The organism is Gardnerella sp. KA00243, from assembly GCF_049244105.1.
Classification (GTDB): Bacteria; Actinomycetota; Actinomycetes; order Actinomycetales; family Bifidobacteriaceae; genus Bifidobacterium; species Bifidobacterium leopoldii.
Map to the genome: position 1 here is coordinate 519,983 of NZ_CP058375.1, position 13,400 is coordinate 533,382.

13 protein-coding genes are annotated in these 13,400 nt (G+C 41.5%); all 13 read right to left on the reverse strand.

What is annotated here, in order from left to right; genetic code table 11:
• Positions 1–76: 76 nt before the first annotated feature.
• The 13 genes from purH to HXT50_RS02100 all read right to left on the reverse strand — a co-directional run bounded on the left by purH (position 77) and on the right by HXT50_RS02100 (position 13,314).
• On the reverse strand, positions 77–1,747 hold the full coding sequence (gene purH / locus HXT50_RS02040) for a bifunctional phosphoribosylaminoimidazolecarboxamide formyltransferase/IMP cyclohydrolase (protein ID WP_421776965.1): 1,671 nt from the start codon (positions 1,745–1,747) through the stop codon (positions 77–79).
• A gap of 33 nt (positions 1,748–1,780) precedes the next feature.
• Entirely contained in the window at positions 1,781–3,154 is a 1,374-nt protein-coding gene (locus tag HXT50_RS02045) for a DUF6350 family protein (protein WP_004574309.1), read from the reverse strand.
• A gap of 89 nt (positions 3,155–3,243) precedes the next feature.
• The gene (locus HXT50_RS02050; RefSeq protein WP_064340745.1) at positions 3,244–3,825 is read right to left on the reverse strand and encodes an adenine phosphoribosyltransferase; all 582 of its coding nucleotides are present in this window, start codon (positions 3,823–3,825) and stop codon (positions 3,244–3,246) included.
• 140 nt (positions 3,826–3,965) lie between these two features.
• Positions 3,966–4,364, reverse strand: coding sequence for a preprotein translocase subunit YajC (yajC, locus tag HXT50_RS02055; RefSeq protein WP_004574313.1), 399 nt, complete (start codon positions 4,362–4,364; stop codon positions 3,966–3,968).
• A gap of 59 nt (positions 4,365–4,423) precedes the next feature.
• Positions 4,424–5,428 (reverse strand): Holliday junction branch migration DNA helicase RuvB, encoded by a 1,005-nt coding sequence (gene ruvB / locus HXT50_RS02060; RefSeq protein ID WP_217428681.1) that lies wholly within the window; start codon positions 5,426–5,428, stop codon positions 4,424–4,426.
• Between the two features lie 94 nt (positions 5,429–5,522).
• Positions 5,523–6,152, reverse strand: a complete 630-nt coding sequence (gene ruvA, locus HXT50_RS02065; RefSeq protein ID WP_064340661.1) for a Holliday junction branch migration protein RuvA — start codon at positions 6,150–6,152, stop codon at positions 5,523–5,525.
• Between the two features lie 87 nt (positions 6,153–6,239).
• Positions 6,240–6,821 carry a crossover junction endodeoxyribonuclease RuvC gene (gene ruvC / locus HXT50_RS02070; protein WP_004106546.1) on the reverse strand — a complete coding sequence of 194 codons (582 nt, stop codon included), beginning with the start codon at positions 6,819–6,821 and terminating at the stop codon, positions 6,240–6,242.
• A 6-nt stretch (positions 6,822–6,827) separates the two neighbouring features.
• The gene (locus HXT50_RS02075; protein ID WP_004106544.1) at positions 6,828–7,586 is read right to left on the reverse strand and encodes a YebC/PmpR family DNA-binding transcriptional regulator; all 759 of its coding nucleotides are present in this window, start codon (positions 7,584–7,586) and stop codon (positions 6,828–6,830) included.
• A 62-nt stretch (positions 7,587–7,648) separates the two neighbouring features.
• Complete coding sequence (locus HXT50_RS02080) at positions 7,649–8,305, reverse strand: CDP-alcohol phosphatidyltransferase family protein (protein WP_004574317.1); 657 nt, start codon at positions 8,303–8,305, stop codon at positions 7,649–7,651.
• Between the two features lie 215 nt (positions 8,306–8,520).
• Positions 8,521–10,551, reverse strand: a complete 2,031-nt coding sequence (gene thrS / locus HXT50_RS02085; RefSeq protein ID WP_101886057.1) for a threonine--tRNA ligase — start codon at positions 10,549–10,551, stop codon at positions 8,521–8,523.
• Between the two features lie 183 nt (positions 10,552–10,734).
• Positions 10,735–11,628, reverse strand: coding sequence for a metal ABC transporter permease (locus HXT50_RS02090; RefSeq protein ID WP_004574320.1), 894 nt, complete (start codon positions 11,626–11,628; stop codon positions 10,735–10,737).
• The gene (locus HXT50_RS02095) at positions 11,629–12,585 is read right to left on the reverse strand and encodes a metal ABC transporter permease (RefSeq protein ID WP_004574321.1); all 957 of its coding nucleotides are present in this window, start codon (positions 12,583–12,585) and stop codon (positions 11,629–11,631) included.
• A gap of 6 nt (positions 12,586–12,591) precedes the next feature.
• Positions 12,592–13,314, reverse strand: a complete 723-nt coding sequence (locus tag HXT50_RS02100) for a metal ABC transporter ATP-binding protein (protein WP_004574322.1) — start codon at positions 13,312–13,314, stop codon at positions 12,592–12,594.
• Positions 13,315–13,400 lie beyond the last annotated feature (86 nt).

Sequence of the window (13,400 nt, forward strand, 5' to 3'; positions counted from 1 at the left end):
AGCGCTTGAAGTACACAAGCGCTGCATCCATAATATTGATTAATTTATTTGTCTATGAATCTTAGCTAAAGCAATTTTAGTGGAAGAAGTGACGAGTACCGGTAGTGTACATCGTTACACCAGCTTTGCGCGCAGCTTCGAACACTTCTTCGTCGCGAATAGAGCCACCAGGCTGCACGATCGCACGAACGCCAGCTTCAATCAAAATTTGCGGACCGTCAGCAAATGGGAAGAAAGCATCCGAAGCCGCAACAGCTCCGCGAGCACGTTCAGCACCATCAGCCAAAGTATTCGCACGTTCAACAGCCAAATGGCACGAATCCACGCGATTAACCTGCCCCATACCAATGCCAACAGTAGCATTATCATGCGCAAGTAGAATTGCGTTAGACTTTACACAACGAAGCGAACGCCAGGCAAATTGCAAATCACGCAAAGTGTCAGCATCAGCAGGATCTCCAGAAACAAGCGTCCAGTTTTCAGGATTATCACCAACTGCATCAATCTTATCTGCAGACTGAACTAAAGCACCACCGTCAATAGGATGAACTTGCAAATCTAAGACTGGCGGGGTTGCAACCTTCAAAATGCGAAGATTCTTTTTCTTAGTGCGAAGCAATTCCAAAGCTTCAGGCTCATAGTCTGGAGCCACAATAACCTCTGTGAAAATTGGGCGCACACTTTCTGCCATTTCCAAAGTCACAGTAGTGTTTGCAGCAATCACACCACCGTAAGCACTTACAGGATCGCAAGCATGAGCTTTTTTGTGCGCTTCTACTGCAGTCGTGCCTATTGCCAAGCCGCAAGGATTATTATGCTTGCAAACAGCAACCGCAATTTGTGGAGCAAAATCCCAAACTGCACGCCAAGCAGCATCCGCATCCACATAATTGTTGTAGCTCATAGGTTTTCCGCCAAGAAGCTCAGCCTGAGCCAAACCACCCTTATGCAAAGGATCTAAATACAATCCTGCTTGCTGATGGGGATTCTCACCATATCGAAGCGTATGCTCTAAACTCCAAGTGCGCGTGTAGTTTGCAGGAAGCTTCACAGCTTCAGCATTTTGATTATCTTCTTCATCATTTGTGTTCAAACTTTCAGGCTTCTGCCATGCTTTACTTGTCCACTCAGATATAGAAGCATCGTAAGCTGCTGTATGAGCAAATGCTTTACCAGCCAAATATTCGCGCTCTTGCAAATTAAAGCCTTCACCTGAAACGATTCTATTAGCTAAAAGCTGGTAATCTGCAGGATCTGTAATAACAGCAACAGACTTATGATTCTTTGCTGCAGCACGAATCATAGAAGGTCCACCAATATCAATTTTCTCAATAATTGCGTCACTATCAGCACCGCTCATTACAGTGTCTACGAATGGATACAAATTAACTACTACAGCATCAAACGGCTTTATGTTTAACTTTTCAAGTTGCTTTACATGATCAGCATTACTCATATCTGCAAGAATTCCAGCGTGAATATGCGGATCTAAAGTCTTCACTCTTCCATCAAGACTTTCTGGGAAACCAGTAACGTCAGAAACTTCAGTAACATGAACGCCAAGTTCAGCCAATTTAGCAGCAGTAGAGCCGGTTGAAACTACTTCAGTATCAGCCTTTCTAAATGCTTCAGCTAATATTTCAAGTCCCTCTTTATGAAAAACTGAAACAAGAACTCTACGAATTTGCTTTTCACCTGTGGTTATCAGCACATTTGCGTTTGATTCTTTGCTCTGTGTCTGTTGCACGGCGGCCTTCCTTCCCAAAATAGTAGTGAGGAATTATTTTCTTTTAGCCTTCGATGAAACCGTCCTAGGAGCAGCTTTTTTCAAAGGCAAAGGTTGATTCTTTTTATTACTAGTCTTATTTTCGATTAATTCTGCAGATTTTACAGGTTTATTCGACTTACTAGCAGCAATAAGATTAAAGCAATATCGCGCGCCACAAATAAGTAGGATACTAAAAATCGAAATAACCCATGCTACAGCAGAAGCGTATAGAGTAAGATGACCAACAGCCCTAGTACTTTCAATAATGTCAACTCCAATATAAGAAAGTCGACATTCACCCAATGAACCATTTGCTATTGAGAAAACAACAGTCCACATAATTGTAATTAAAGCGGATACACCTACACTATCAGTTGCAGCTTCTACAGCATTCAACATAAAAGACTCACGCTCGGTTTTGTCAATAATATTTTTTAAACGCAAGCCACAGCCGCTTTTATGCAATAAAGTTATAAGCATTACAATAAAGCAGAAAATTGGAACTATGGAGTAAAAAACAGTGCGATGCATAACATCAACAATAGCATCAGGAAATATTCCAAAAACCGGAATAGGAGGCAAAGATTTACGCTGAGAAACTGCTAAAGTAAAGTGTGCAACAGATCCAATATTAAATCCAGATCCACAAATCCAAGATAATGCCCAAATAGCAATATTCGGCAGCCAAACTAAGCAAGCAATAGTTGTAAGAATACGAGAACCATTTTGCATGCCTAATTTATTGAAATATGAATTAACATAGCCAAAATTTGTGCAAGCCCAAACTACAACAGTTATTAACGCAATAAAAGCGTATAAACCAAATAAAATTACTGCTGTACGCTTAGTAATACGAATATTTTTTTGAATATACTCAGGGCACATTTGCTTGTAGCGCTGCTTTAACGACATAAACAATGAGCTGCTTGGGAAAACCGCTATAAGCAAAGAAATTAAATAAATACAAGAAGATTTACAAGCAACAATAAAAGTAGAATCCAGTAAAGTAACATGCGTATTTTGAGAAAGTATCGCATTAATAACAGCCCAGACTACAAGCCCAGTAAAATATGCTATATCTCCACCTCGAATACGGCGAATTAAACATACAAGTGTTGCAATAAGTAGAAAAGTAAGACCTAAAGGAATAATCGTAAGAATGCAATTGCCAAAAGTAAGACCTACGCCTTGAGCAAACATAAACACAGCCCAAGTCATAGACATTGCAGATTCAGAAAGATTGCCTGCTCCCTCTTCGATAGAAACCACAAGAAGTGTGAGAGATAGGAAAAGACCTATTGTAAGAGAAAAAATAAAAATAACAATAATAGGAGTTATTACACCTTTAGACATGTTTATTAAGAATGACTTAAGTTTCTCAACCATGCCTTTTCCTTTCAATTCTTTTAGGTGCAAAACCAATATATTGCTTTAAATAGGATATTACTTTAATAATAAGCGATAATAATAAACTTTTAAGCTGGCATAGTAATTAAACTACTGCAAGGATAATCGCATAACTCACTCATTCCACTAATACCTGTAAGTTCAATAACAAAACTAAAACCTGCAACTATTCCTTGAGCGCGCTTGACAATATTTGCAGCAGCTTTTGCAGTGCCTCCAGTTGCAATAAGATCGTCAACAATAAGCACACGTTGACCTGGCTTAATAGCGTCGTTTTCAATTTCAATACTTGCCTGACCATACTCAAGCATGTACGACTCAGTAATAACTGGAGGAGGTAGCTTACCAGCTTTACGAATAGCAAGAAAACCTTTGCCTAACCGAGATGCCAACAATGGTCCAAAAAGAAAACCTCGAGCTTCAAGCCCAGCAATCAAATCAATTGAATCAGCTGGTACAGGCAATGCATCAATCAAAGAATCAATAAGAATTCGCGAAGAGCGAGCATTTGAAAATATAGGAAGAAAATCACGAAATATAATACTAGTATTGGGGAATCCTGGAACGGTACGAATCAAAGAAGCAAGATAAGCGGCGTCATCGTTACTTACTGTTTTCAACGTTTTCACTGTAATATCCGTTGCTGTCATAATTCTAACGTTCTTTTCTTCACAAGACTTGTTATTGGAATATGGAAAGAATGTCACATATTCGCATGATGTGTGAGACATGCGCTAACTCACACATCACGACTTAAGTATTAAATTATAAATTTATGGAATAAAAGTTATTACTTTTCAGATTCTGCAGATTCTGATACTGGCTTGTTATCTTCGTTTACAGACTTATTTGCATCATCCTGCTTAGCTTCTTCTGCTTGTGCAGCTTCTGCCTCTTCATCGCTAATAAACGCTGGACGCACATACAATCTGTTTACAGCGCGGAAAGATACTCGCATCAAGCTACCTTCTGAATCGATAACAATCTCTTCATACTGCGTATCTACGCTTACAATCTTGCCGATAATGCCGCCAATTGTAATAATTTCAGTGCCTGGCTCCAAAGATTCATGGAAGGAACGCATTTCAGCTTGACGCTTCTTAGCATTGCGAGTCTGGAACATCATCATGCAAACCATTGCTACAACGAGAATAATAAGCATGCCATACTGCTGGAAAAATTGAGGCAAAGTAAACTCCTTAAGTATCCAACCCTAAGACGGTCGAAATGCCGTCCAAGTTAATTATTTTAAGCTAGCTCACTGACATTACTAGGCTCTTTAAAGCCCAAATGTTTCCAAGCTTTACTAGTTGCAACACGACCTTTAGGAGTGCGAATTAAGAATCCTTCACGCACTAAATATGGTTCACATACTGTTTCAACAGTTTCAGCTTCTTCACCAACCATTGCAGCTAAATTATTAAGACCAACCGGTCCACCGTTAAACTGACAAACCATAGCCTTCAAAACTGCAATATCAAGTCGATCAAGACCTTGCGTATCAATCTGGTATAAAGCTAACGCTTCAACAACAGCTTCATGATTTACTTCTGACAAATCATGCACAATAGCCCAATCTCTGACACGCCTCAACAAACGATTCGCTATACGAGGAGTGCCACGAGAGCGCAATGATAGCTCTTTAGCAGCTTGATCAACAAGACGAATCCCTAAGACTTTAGCAGATCGTTCAATAAGTTTTTCAAGCTCTTCGTGAGGATAAAAATCAAGATGAGCAGTAAAACCAAAACGAGCACGCAATGGAGAAGGCAACATTCCTTCCCTAGTAGTAGCTCCCACTACGGTAAAACGAGGAAGAGTTAACGGTATTGATGAGGCGCCAGGACCTTTACCCACCATAACGTCAACGCGAAAATCTTCCATAGCAATATAAAGCAACTCTTCTGCAGCACGAGGCAAACGATGAATTTCGTCAATAAACAACACCTCACCTGCATCAAGCGCGCTTAGTATAGAAGCTAAATCTCCAGCATGCTGGATAGCAGGACCTGAAGTAATTCGAATAGGAACTTGCAATTCATTAGCAACAATCATTGCTAATGTAGTTTTTCCCAATCCAGGAGGACCTGCCAATAACATATGGTCAGGCGCAACATCACGCTTTTTAGCAGCATCTAAAAACAGTTGCAATTGCGCTTTTAAAACTGGTTGGCCAATAAAACCTTCTAATGCGTGAGGACGAAGCTCCTCATCACTGAGTTGCTCATTTCCTAAAGGAGTTGAAGAAACCATGCGTAAGGATTCTTCAGCAACACCAGTATTTAGCGCAGAAGCATACTTTTCACTCACTTCAACTCCCCCAATACTAGATTCTTTACAAACATGATTACCTACCTCTATCAAGTGAAGCTAATGCCATTCGTAAGACATTAGGCAAATCTGCATCAGATATAGGAGTTGAAATATTATTCTCTGCACAGACTTGCTCAACTGCTCTTTGAGCGTCAACTTGTCTCCAACCCAATGAAACAAGACCCTCTATGACGCATTGCACGCTAGAATCAACAATCTGCTTATTAGATTGAGTAGAATCATTAGAACTATCTGCCAGTATTGAAGGATCAAGAGAACCCTTCAATTCCAAAATAATCTTCTGCGCACCCTTTTTCCCTAAACCAGGCGCAGAAGAAAGAGAAGTTACATCTCCCTCAGAAATAGCTTGTAAAAGACGATCAACATTCAAAGTTGAAAGCATAGAAAGAGCAACTTTAGGACCAATTCCACTAACTTTTTGCACTTGCAAAAACATTCGTTTAGCAGCTTGAGTTGTAAAACCATAAAGAGTTAAAGCATCTTGCGAAACTTGAAGCGACGTATAAACGCGAACTTCCTGCCCTTCATGCAAAGAAGACAAATCTTGAGAAGGCATATAAGTCTCGTAGCCAACTCCAGAAACAACAATAAGCGCAGAACGAGCATCAATTGACGCAACTTGCCCAACAAGCATTCCAATCATAAGCTCACTCCTACTTAACAAAAACTCATAACTTAAAGCACATAAAGTCAAATACAATTATAATAGAACATCTGTTCTATTAATATCCTACATGTCTCGAACGACAGAAGAAGATTTACGCGCCTGAGCTTGAGCTAAAGCCCATTGTTTCTGTGCAGCAGTTAGATGCTGCTCGCGCTCGCCACCTTGCAAAGCACCAGAAGGACGAAGAGCATGACAAATAGCTTGAGCTAAAGCGTCGGCAGCATCAGCAGGAGTAGGCAAAACATTAAGACCAAGTAATCGCGCTACCATGCGCTCTACTTGAGGTTTTTGAGCTTTTCCGTTTCCAGCTACAGCAAGTTTAACTTCAGTAGGAGTGTGTAAAGCAACAGGAATATTGCGCTGAGCTGCAGCAAGCATTGCGATACCAGCAACCTGTGCAGTGCCAAGAACAGTATTTCGATTTTCTTGCGCAAAAACACGTTCAATAGACACAGTATCAGGCGAAAAACGCTCAATTTTTTCAACTAATCCGTTATAAATCTTTAAAAGTCGCAAATCTTGCGAAAGATCAGGCTCAGACCTCAACACATCGACGTGAATAAAAGAAAGCCGACGCGAGACGCCGGCTTCAATCACGCCGACCCCGCAGCGAGTAAGCCCGGGGTCAACGCCCAAAATCATCATAGGAGACTATTCATCTTCCTCAAGCTGAGCCATAACCTCATCTGAAGCGGTCCAGTTGCTGTAAATATTCTGAACATCGTCCAAGTCATCGAGATTATCGATTAAGCGAGAAACCTTTTGAGCATCTTCGAAGCTTAATTCAACCTCATTGTTTGGATGCATAATGATATCTGCAGAATCATAGTCGAAACCAGCTTCCTGCAAAGCCTTACGCACAGTTACCAAATCACTGGAATTGGTGTAAACAGAATAAACATCGCCATCATCAGCAACATCTTCAGCTCCAGCTTCAGCTGCAACTTCGAAAAGCTTATCATAGTCAACGCCTTCGGATGGAACCTCAATCAAACCTTTACGTTCGAAGTTGAAGCTCACGGAACCGCTTGTTGCCAAAGAACCGTTGCCCTTAGTAAGAGTTGAACGCACATCAGCGGCAGCACGATTACGGTTATCAGTAAGGCATTCAATAATCAATCCAACACCTGCAGGAGCGTAACCTTCGTAAACGATCTCTTCATAGTTTGCGCCGCCAGCTTCTTCACCAGAACCACGCTTTACAGCGCGCTTGATGTTGTCAGCAGGCATGGAAGCCTTCTTGGCTTTAACGATGGCATCGTACAGCGTAGGGTTACCATCAGGATCGCCACCACCCAAACGTGCAGCAATTTCAATGTTCTTAATAAGCTTGGCAAAAAGCTTGCCACGCTTTGCGTCGATAGCGGCCTTCTTGTGCTTTGTAGTCGCCCACTTGGAATGACCTGACATGATACTCCTAAAACGTACAGTTAATCAAACGAAACGATTTTATTGCGCTTTCGCGACAAATTTTATTTATCTTTTATATCAAGCCCATGCTTTACTTCAAAAATACGCTGGAAAACTGTAATAATACCGCCAACAGCAAGCAGAATCATAGCAAAACTCAACCAAAAAAGTTGATTTGTAAAACCAACAAGCCCCATAGCAACAAGAATCACGGCAACTCTATCTGCACGAGTTATTAAACCTTTTTTAGGATCTACATTTATTGACTGACCGCGAGCGCGAGTGTATGAAGTTACGAAAGCTGCCATAAGAGCAACCAAACAGCTTAATAATCCTACATACTTTATTGCATTGCCATTCAAAGTTGAAATCCAAGTGCACATATTTTTTTCGTGAGCTTCATACAAACAAATGCATACAGAGGAAAATAATGACCAGTCTGCAATGCGATCGAGAGTTGAGTCAAGAAATGCACCAAATTTTGTGCCGCCTGTTGTCAAAGCAGCAACAGAACCATCTAAACTGTCTGCAAGCACAAAAATAGTTAAAAATATAGTGCCAACAACAAACTGTTTAGTAAAAGCAGTAACAAAAGCAATAATAACTACAGCTATTGTGCCGACAATTGTTACACAGTTAGCACTTATGCCTAATCGGACTAGCAATTTTGCAATTGGAGAAATAGTGCGCTTAAACCCACTGCGTAATGATTCCAACATTGAATGCAACCTTCCTAGCGTAATCAAGCAAATAAAACTTGGGTTCAATAAACAATCCCATATTAGTCAATCGGCTGTAATACACACAAAAGCCCACACAACTTTAAGAAGTGTGGGCTTTTGCTTATTTCGTTTATTTATTGCAATTTAGTTTTCAAGCGAAACTGTGCTGCTTAAGTAACGTTATTTAAGTTACATAACTTAAATAGCTTATGCTACTTAGTGTAGCGCTCAAAATCTTCTGCAGTATTGACCTGAACGCGCTGCTTAATGATGGACAAAATCCACTCTTTAGCTTGCGAAACAGGAACGCCATTCAATTGGCTGCCATCGCGGAAGCGGAAGCTCACAGCATTGTTGTTCACATCCTCTTCGCCAGCAATCAAAGTGAAAGGCACTTTAGACTTAGAAGCGTTACGAATCTTCTTGCCGAAGCGATCGTCAGAGTTGTCCATTTCGCAACGAACCATATTCTCTTCCAAATCGCTAATCAACTTTTGCAAGTGTGGAGCGAACTCATCTGCAACAGGAACGCCAGTCACCTGGACTGGAGCCAACCATGCTGGGAATGCGCCTGCATAGTGCTCAAGCAAAATAGCGAAGAAACGCTCAATAGAGCCAAAGAGTGCGCGGTGAATCATCACAGGACGCTGGTGGCTACCGTCAGCCGCAATGTATTCCAACTTAAAGCGCTCAGGCAAGTTGAAGTCGAGCTGAATAGTAGAAACCTGCCAAGTGCGGCCGATTGCATCGCGAGCTTGCACGGAAATCTTCGGGCCGTAGAATGCAGCTCCACCTGGATCGTCCACGAGTTCCAAACCAGACTCTTTAGCAACCTCTGCCAAAGTATTAGTTGCTTCTTCCCAAATCTCGTCGGAACCAACGAACTTGTGCTCATCCTTAGTGGAAAGCTCCAAGTAGAAGTCGTTCAAACCGAAGTCTTTAAGAAGACCAAGCACAAAGTTAAGCAAGCTCTTCAACTCATCGCGCATTTGCTCGCGAGTGCAGTAAATATGCGAATCATCCTGAGTCAAGCCACGAACACGAGTTAACCCATGCACAACGCCAGACTTTTCGTAGCGATACACAGTACCAAACTCAAACAAGCGCAAAGGAAGCTCGCGATAAGAACGCTGGCGAGACTTGAAGATCAAGTTATGCATTGGGCAGTTCATTGGCTTCAAGTAGTAGTCAGCACCTTGGCGAGTTACGTTACCGTTTTCGTCGCGCTCTTCGTCAAGCTTCATTGGAGGATACATGCCATCCTTGTACCACTGCAAGTGGCCGGAAGTCTCATACAAGCCGCCCTTAGTAATGTGCGGAGTTTGTACGAAGCTGTAGTGATGCTTGCGATGCTGTTCGCGGGAATAATCTTCCATTGCGTTAATAATTGCAGCACCTTTTGGATGGAACACTGCTAAGCCTGGACCAATCTCATCTGGGAATGAGAACAAATCCATCTCTTGACCGAGCTTACGATGATCGCGCTTAGCAGCTTCTTCCATGCGAGTTGTATAAGCTTTAAGCTCTTCCTTGCTAGGCCAAGCAGTTCCGTAAATGCGCTGAAGCATAGGATTATGCTCCGAGCCACGCCAGTAAGCTGCAGCAACACGCTCAAGCTTAAAAGCCTTAATATAGCGAGTGTTTGGCAAATGAGGTCCACGGCACAAATCGCTCCAAACTTTATTGCCTTCGCGATCCAAATTGTCGTACATGCTAAGCTCATGCTTGCTAATTTCGCCAGCAGCAGCCGGATCAAGAGCAGCTTCCTTATCCCCAATCAACTCCAACTTATAAGGTTGATTTGCTTCTTCAGCGCGCGCTTCATCTTCAGTTACAACGCGACGACGGAAGCTTTGAGACTCTTTAATAATGCGCTGCATATGCTTTTCGATTTGCTTCAAATCGTCTGGCGTAAATGGAGTATCAACATCGAAATCATAGTAGAAGCCGTCTTTAATTACAGGACCTACGCCCAACTTTGCGTCTGGTCGAATTTCTTGAACAGCTTGAGCCATCACGTGAGTAGCGGAATGACGCATGATTGCGATGCCATCTTCACTATCAAGGGCTACTGATTCCACGGTATCGCCGTCATGAAGAGGCGTGTACAAATCACGCAACTCGCCATTTAAACGCACGGCAATAATATTCTTATCTTCCGCGAAAAGTTCAACGCCAGTGAAGCTTGCATCCACCTCCTTGCGTTCCTCGTTTACGGTGATGGAGATGGTATTTTCAGCCATAATTGTCCTTTTCTATCGGGGTCTTGCGTTACTAATGTGCAGACCTGGACTTGTGTGGCGTCGATAAACTTACGCGATTAAAACATAAATAAAACGCGCAAAAAACGACGTCAATCGCGCGCATTTTTCACGCGCAATTCGTTGATATTCTAGGACAACAGAGCGACTTTTAAGGAACTTTTGCTAAATAGCGTTTTCGGCTACTTTTTCTCGCCTTGCATGCAATCTTGATGAAAAATCATTAATTTTTATAAAAATGCTTTCACTAATCTTGACTATTAAGAAGAAAGCTCCAGCTACGATAGCAATAGTGCCGCCGGCAGAAAGTTTCAGTATTACAGCCAAAGCTAGTCCAATTAAAGCAATCGAAACAGCAGTAATTACGCATGCAAGCACGAATTTATTTATAGAAGCAATTCTTCCCTTTAATGCTGCAGCAGGAGCAGCAATAAGAGATACTGAAACAACTGTACCAACTGCTGGAATAATAACGGAAACAGTAATAATAATCAAAGCAAGAACCATGCCCTGTATAAAACCTGATCTTCCGCCTGCAGCACGGTAATTAATAGGGTCAAACGAGCAATGCACAAGATTAGCAGAATTAAAAACCCATAATCCCAAAACAAGTAAGAAAGCAACAGAGGCTGAAATCACGTCTGCAGGAGTGCAATTAAGCAATGATCCAGTTAAAAATCCCTCAATACGCAATGGCAATGGAGCAAACCACTTATTTAAAAAGTATCCACTAGCAAAGCCGACAGTTAAAGTAATGCCAGCTGCAGCTTGCGAAGAAATGCCTTTAAGATGCGAAAGTGCATACATTACTAAGGAAAGTACAACGCACGCAACAGCAGCACCAACAAAAAGCCCAAGCGACAAAATATTTTGATCTATTGTATAAGCAGAAGTTAAAACTACACCTAATACTGCTCCAGGAAATGCAGCATGAGTAATAGATTCAGTAAAGAATATTCGCTGATTAAGAAGAGCAAGAGAGCCAACAAAACCGCATAGAGCACCTACAACAATTGCTTCAACTATAGGTAGAGCGATAATTTGCCAAATACTTACCATCTATGCCCTACCTTTATAAGATTTTGCTAAAACTTGCATATCGCTATCGCTTGTATGAGTTTTATGCGCAAAAACTATAGATGAAATAACTTGGAACAGCCAGCGCACAACAAGCACAACTACGAACATTGCACACATGCTTAATGCAATTGCTGCTTGAGGAGAAATAGGATGATCAAGCTCCAAATTCATAACGTACATACCAAGAACAACTCCAGCAATACCAACAAAAATACCAACTGCAACCATGCGCCCAACTGTTCTAGACACTAAACGAGCACTAGCTCCTGGAATAATAAGGTATCCGATCACAAGAAGAACGCCAACAGCTGAAGATGCAGAAACAACAACCGCAGCAATACCAACGTTAAGAACAATATCTACAAAAAGAGTATGCACTCCCATTAATGGAGCACTTGCTCGATCGAAAGCAACAATAATCTGCTGTTTCCAAGTTGCCAAAAGCACAATAATTGCAAACAAGCAAATCCACATTGCTTGAGTCATTCGCTCATCAGTGACATCAAGCAGCCTACCAAACATCAATGCCTCGAGCTGACCTGACATATCACCTTTTTTTAGTGAAATTACTACACCAAGAGCAAAGAAAGTAGTTAAAACAGTTGCGATAATCGATTCATTTATGCGAGCTGAACGAGAAGCCCACACTAACGCAGCAACTAAAAATACTGAACAAATTGCAGCACCAGGAATAATTTGATCTATGCCACCGTACAAAGCGCCTACAACAATTCCAGGAAATATGCCATGCACAATAGCTTCCGCATTAAATTCAGCACATCTCAAGTTCACGAATACACCAACGATTCCGCTAGCTATAGACAGAACTATAAGTAAGCAGAACGGGCGAAAAATATAAGGAGCAGAAGCAATAAAATCAAAACCTGGAATTGGTTCCAGAGCTTCTCTTAATGACTCAACTAATTGGGCAAGCATTGAAAATCAGCCTTCCGCAATTTCCGAAAAAGTAAGACCTGCAGAAGCAGCAGGCATGCTTCCACCATATGCGCGAGTAATATTTTCTTTAGTCATTACTTCTTTAAGCGCACCAAAAGCAATCTGCTTGCCAGCTAAAAGTAGCGCTTTTTCACAAATAGCATCTGCAATAACTAAATCATGCGTAGACACAACAAAAGCAATACCTTCTTGCTTTGCTGATTTCATAATATTAAGAAGTTCTCGGCGATTCGGTTCATCAAGACCATTAAAAGGTTCGTCGAGCAAAATAAGCGTTGGCTTTGCAACAATAGCGCGCGCAAGAAGAATGCGTTGGCGCTGACCGCCAGAAAGGTCACCAAATCGCACATCTGCACGATTTAATAAACCAACATGATTAAGAGCATCCTCAACAGCTTTTTTCTGATCTTTTTTAAGCAATCCAAGAAAACCTGTCTGTCTACTTAAGCCCATTGCAACAACTTGCCGTGCAGTAATAGGGAATGTTAAATCCAAATCAACCTGCTGTGGCACATATCCAATAGACAAAGCCTTAGGCATTTTCAGTTCACCGCGACTTACGCGCACGATACCAATAATAGCCTGCAAAAACGTTGTTTTTCCAGAACCATTTGGACCTATTAAAGCCAAAGCTTCCCCGGCTTGCACACTGCCATTAATACCAGTCACTACAGTTTTATAACCGTATGCCAGGTCGCAATTTTTCATTGCAAGGACGCTCTTATTCACTATATTTCCAGTCTTTTCAGTTTATTAATAAGTATTCGTAACAGTAACTTCCTGCTTTCGCTATT

Bases quoted from the DNA above. Each gene is read 5' to 3' on its own strand.
- HXT50_RS02045 (WP_004574309.1), bottom strand. From the start codon at position 3,154: ATGGTTGAGAAACTTAAGTCATTCTTAATAAACATGTCTAAAGGTGTA.
- HXT50_RS02075 (WP_004106544.1), bottom strand. From the start codon at position 7,586: ATGTCAGGTCATTCCAAGTGGGCGACTACAAAGCACAAGAAGGCCGCT.
- ruvA (WP_064340661.1), bottom strand. From the start codon at position 6,152: ATGATTGGAATGCTTGTTGGGCAAGTTGCGTCAATTGATGCTCGTTCT.
- HXT50_RS02090 (WP_004574320.1), bottom strand. From the start codon at position 11,628: ATGGTAAGTATTTGGCAAATTATCGCTCTACCTATAGTTGAAGCAATT.
- HXT50_RS02095 (WP_004574321.1), bottom strand. From the start codon at position 12,585: ATGCTTGCCCAATTAGTTGAGTCATTAAGAGAAGCTCTGGAACCAATT.
- ruvC (WP_004106546.1), bottom strand. From the start codon at position 6,821: ATGATGATTTTGGGCGTTGACCCCGGGCTTACTCGCTGCGGGGTCGGC.
- ruvB (WP_217428681.1), bottom strand. From the start codon at position 5,428: ATGGTTTCTTCAACTCCTTTAGGAAATGAGCAACTCAGTGATGAGGAG.
- thrS (WP_101886057.1), bottom strand. From the start codon at position 10,551: ATGGCTGAAAATACCATCTCCATCACCGTAAACGAGGAACGCAAGGAG.
- HXT50_RS02100 (WP_004574322.1), bottom strand. From the start codon at position 13,314: ATGAAAAATTGCGACCTGGCATACGGTTATAAAACTGTAGTGACTGGT.
- HXT50_RS02050 (WP_064340745.1), bottom strand. From the start codon at position 3,825: ATGACAGCAACGGATATTACAGTGAAAACGTTGAAAACAGTAAGTAAC.
- HXT50_RS02080 (WP_004574317.1), bottom strand. From the start codon at position 8,305: ATGTTGGAATCATTACGCAGTGGGTTTAAGCGCACTATTTCTCCAATT.